The following is a 3,279-nucleotide window of genomic DNA, read 5'->3' as shown; positions in this document are numbered from 1 at the left end:
TTTCCAGATCCTCACGCGGGGTCGAAGGGTCCTGTATTCCACCTAATGCAGTAATGGGCGAATTTAGTAGGTCCGAGTTGTGGTGCGCGTAGGTTTCGCAGATTTTAAAATCAGCTTTCAGAATGGGGAACATCAAATCCATCAATTCCTTATTTTCCAGCGCTTCTTTAGGCGTACCGTTGTATTCTTTAATCTTAGCCAGAAACTGGGGCTTGGGCAGATGATGGATTTCCGGTTCATGGCGGGGTGTGCCCGGAGCGCCATGACCGGATAAAAAGACATGTTCCGCCGGTTTGCGCCACTGATTTTGCAGTAAAAGCGCCACTTCGAAGCCTAACAGGGCGCCCATGCTATGGCCGAAAATAGCATAGGGCTTTTCCAGGCTGGAAACAATTCCCCGGGCAATGGGCTCGATTAATTCTTCAATATTTTCGGCCAGGGGTTCCGAAAGACGCGTACCGTGTCCAGGCAATTCTACAGCCCGTAGCTCAACGGAAGGGGGAAGAATGGGCGCCCAGCCGCGAAAGCTGTGCGAGCTTCCCCCGGCAAAAGGAAAGCAAAGCAGAATCATCCTCGCCGCCGGACGCGGCGTTGGAATTACCAGCCATTTGTTCTGATTCATGGTCTCTTTCAATCGTTCTTAATCATCTGTAGCAGACTAATTACCGGCCTGTTTTTCCATTTCTTCCATTTTTTTACGCAGGCTTAGAGGCCGCATATCGGTCCACACTTCTTTGATGTAGGCCAGACATTCTTCTTTGGTGCCAGTCTTTCCCGCGTCGCGCCAGCCTAAGGGATTTTCGCGGTCAGCCGGCCAGATGGAATATTGCTCTTCATGATTGACGACCACTTTGTAGATGGTTTTATCTTCACGATCTTCGCGGCTCATAGTGACTCCTTTTTATTTATTTTCATCCATATCTAATTCGCCAGGTTGTAAATATCGGATTTTGTAGTAAATTCCTGAGCTCTTTCTCTCTTCTTCCTCTTCCCATTCACTGCGATATGAGAGAAACCGCTGGTAATGGGGGCTGAAGGAAACGAGCAATACCAGCAAAATAATGATCGTGCCTAAGATGACAAACAGCAGGGGAATGTTTTGATCCAGTAAATCGGCAACCACACCGCCGAGTCCCATGCCCAAAGGGGCAATGCTGCCTGTAATGGTGGTAACCACCCCAAACACGCGCCCGCGAATTTCGGAAGGCGTGGTAATTTGCACCAGAGAGGTAATGTTCACCATCACAAATCCACTAAAAAAGCCCTGCAGAAACATGACCAGCATGGCCTGATATTGATTATGACAAAAGGCCAGCAAAACAGTGGATGAAGCCTCAAAAACAGTGAAAACAATAACCAGATTTTTTCGCGTTGTACCGCGTAGCCTAAAAATGCCCACTATGGCGTAGCCCAGGGTGGTGCCCAGCCCAAAAATAATCAGCATGTAACCAAACCACTGGAAGTCAACTCCCAGATAATCACGCACAAAAAAGGGAAGCAGAACCATGACCGGCGCAGAGAAAAAGGAAATAAAGATAGAAATAAATACCAGATGCCGTAACCCTTTGTGATCCCAGATGTAGCGGAAGCCTTCTTTAATGTCCAGTGTAAATTCTCTGAATTGATCTTTAAATGTTTTGGCTTTCTCTGGAATATGTTGGGGAATCTGAATAAAGCTCTCGCTGAAGGCCGAGAAAATAAAGGTCAAACCATTGAGCAGGGTAAGCAACGGAGCTCCCAGCCAGGCCAGGATCTGGGCGCCGAGCCCCTGACCGATTAAGCGGCTAATCTGCCGGGAAAATTGCCCCAATGAATTGGCCGCCGGTATTTTGTCTTTAGGTACGATGTCGGGCAGGGCAGCGCCAATGGCCGGCGAGAAAAAGGAGGTGATGGTCGCCGAAAAAACGCTTACCGTCAGCAAACCAATGAAAATCACAGGCCGGTTCTCTGGGAAAAAATAGAATAAAACCGAGAGCAAAATGATGGTCAGGCCGTTTAAAAGGTCGCTCCAGACGATGATCGCTTTACGCGAGTACCGATCGGCAAAGACCCCGGCAAAGGCGCCTAAAATAACCGGAGGGATGCCCGAAGCCATGCCTAACAAGCCAACAAGACTGGTAGAATTGTAGGTTTCGGTAACCCAGATGATCATGGCAAACAGAAAAACCTGGGTACCGATGCGGCTGACAAACTGGCCTTGAAAAAGTAGCAGATAATTACGATTGAAAAATTTTTTCTGCTGCACACTGGCCTCAGGTTCTGACTCTACCACAGACGCTGCTTGAGATTTCATGAAATTTTTTTAAACCCTAATTTTTAAGACCTGCATTCAATAATTTGCTAAAAATTCAAACATAATGCTAAAAATTTAAATCAATCTTTCGCTGCTCAGGCTTCGTATCCCCAATTTTCAAAAACTACAGACCACTCTTTCTGAAGTCGCTGTTTTAGCGATTCAGCCAGCGGTTCGTAAGAGTTCTTTTTGTAATTTTGATTTAATTCAAAATACCGCTTAAAATTTGTTTCTACTGTTTCAAATTTACGAAAACCATAATGCTCATAAATTTGGCCTAACACCGTTAAGGGTTCCGATTCCAGTTGGGAAAAGGCAATTTCCAGCAGATTGTTTTCGGGAATCAAAGTTCTCTCTTCAAAATAGGCTTGATGCATGCGTTTGTAGTGATCGATAATGTCATCTTCGATTATGCGCTGACCGGATCCCTGAAATGAAGAGCGGGCCACGGCTGTCCGGTACATTTTTAAAGTGGAACGAAAGACATCGTAAGGATGACGGTGAATATGGATGAATCTGGCATCGGGAAACAAATCCAATAACAGTTTGACGCGCGCTGTATTAACCGGAGATTTTAGCAAAAGCTGTTTTTTGTGTTTAAAGGTTATCTTTTTCAAAAAATAAAGATAATGCCTCTTCCAGGTATTGATTTCAAACTCTGGCACATCGCGGAACGTCAGGTATCTTTCGTAATAATCGCGATTTTTGGGGAATACCCAACCCAGGAGCGGGGTCATCAGGCTCATTACCCCAACGGCAAATTCTTCTTCGGCGGGGCTATCGATGCGCATTTTAACATTATCGGTTGGACGCGCAGAGGCTACGGCTTTGGCCCGCTTGTATTCGAAAATATTCTGGCGTACCAGAAAGGTATGTGGGTTCCTGCACTCGAACATATTGGGTGAAATAAAGTTACTATCTTGAACCATGTAGTTTTGCAATAGCGTGGTGCCGCTGCGCCAGTGCCCCAATATAAAAACCGGCGG

4 protein-coding genes are annotated in these 3,279 nt (G+C 46.2%); all 4 read right to left on the bottom strand.

Going from position 1 to position 3,279, the window contains the following annotated elements; translation table 11 throughout:
- The coding region (locus ACWB0I_RS04815; protein WP_479386903.1) for a thioesterase II family protein at positions 1-622 on the bottom strand (622 nt) is incomplete at its 3' end.
- 36 nt (positions 623-658) lie between these two features.
- Positions 659-889: an MbtH family protein gene (locus tag ACWB0I_RS04810; protein ID WP_479386902.1), complete on the bottom strand. Its 231-nt coding sequence runs from the start codon at positions 887-889 to the stop codon at positions 659-661.
- A 12-nt stretch (positions 890-901) separates the two neighbouring features.
- Positions 902-2,272, bottom strand: a complete 1,371-nt coding sequence (locus tag ACWB0I_RS04805; protein ID WP_479386901.1) for an MFS transporter — start codon at positions 2,270-2,272, stop codon at positions 902-904.
- Between the two features lie 116 nt (positions 2,273-2,388).
- On the bottom strand, positions 2,389-3,279 hold an 891-nt coding region (locus ACWB0I_RS04800), incomplete at its 5' end, for a sulfotransferase family protein (protein ID WP_479386900.1).

Source organism: Caldithrix sp., assembly GCF_056497305.1.
The sequence above is the reverse complement of the archived record's forward strand: the minus strand, read 5'-3'. Positions and strand labels throughout refer to the sequence as shown.

What these genes read in the sequence shown, in the direction of transcription:
- ACWB0I_RS04810 (WP_479386902.1), bottom strand. Translation starts at nt 889, where the DNA reads ATGAGCCGCGAAGATCGTGAAGATAAAACCATCTACAAAGTGGTCGTC.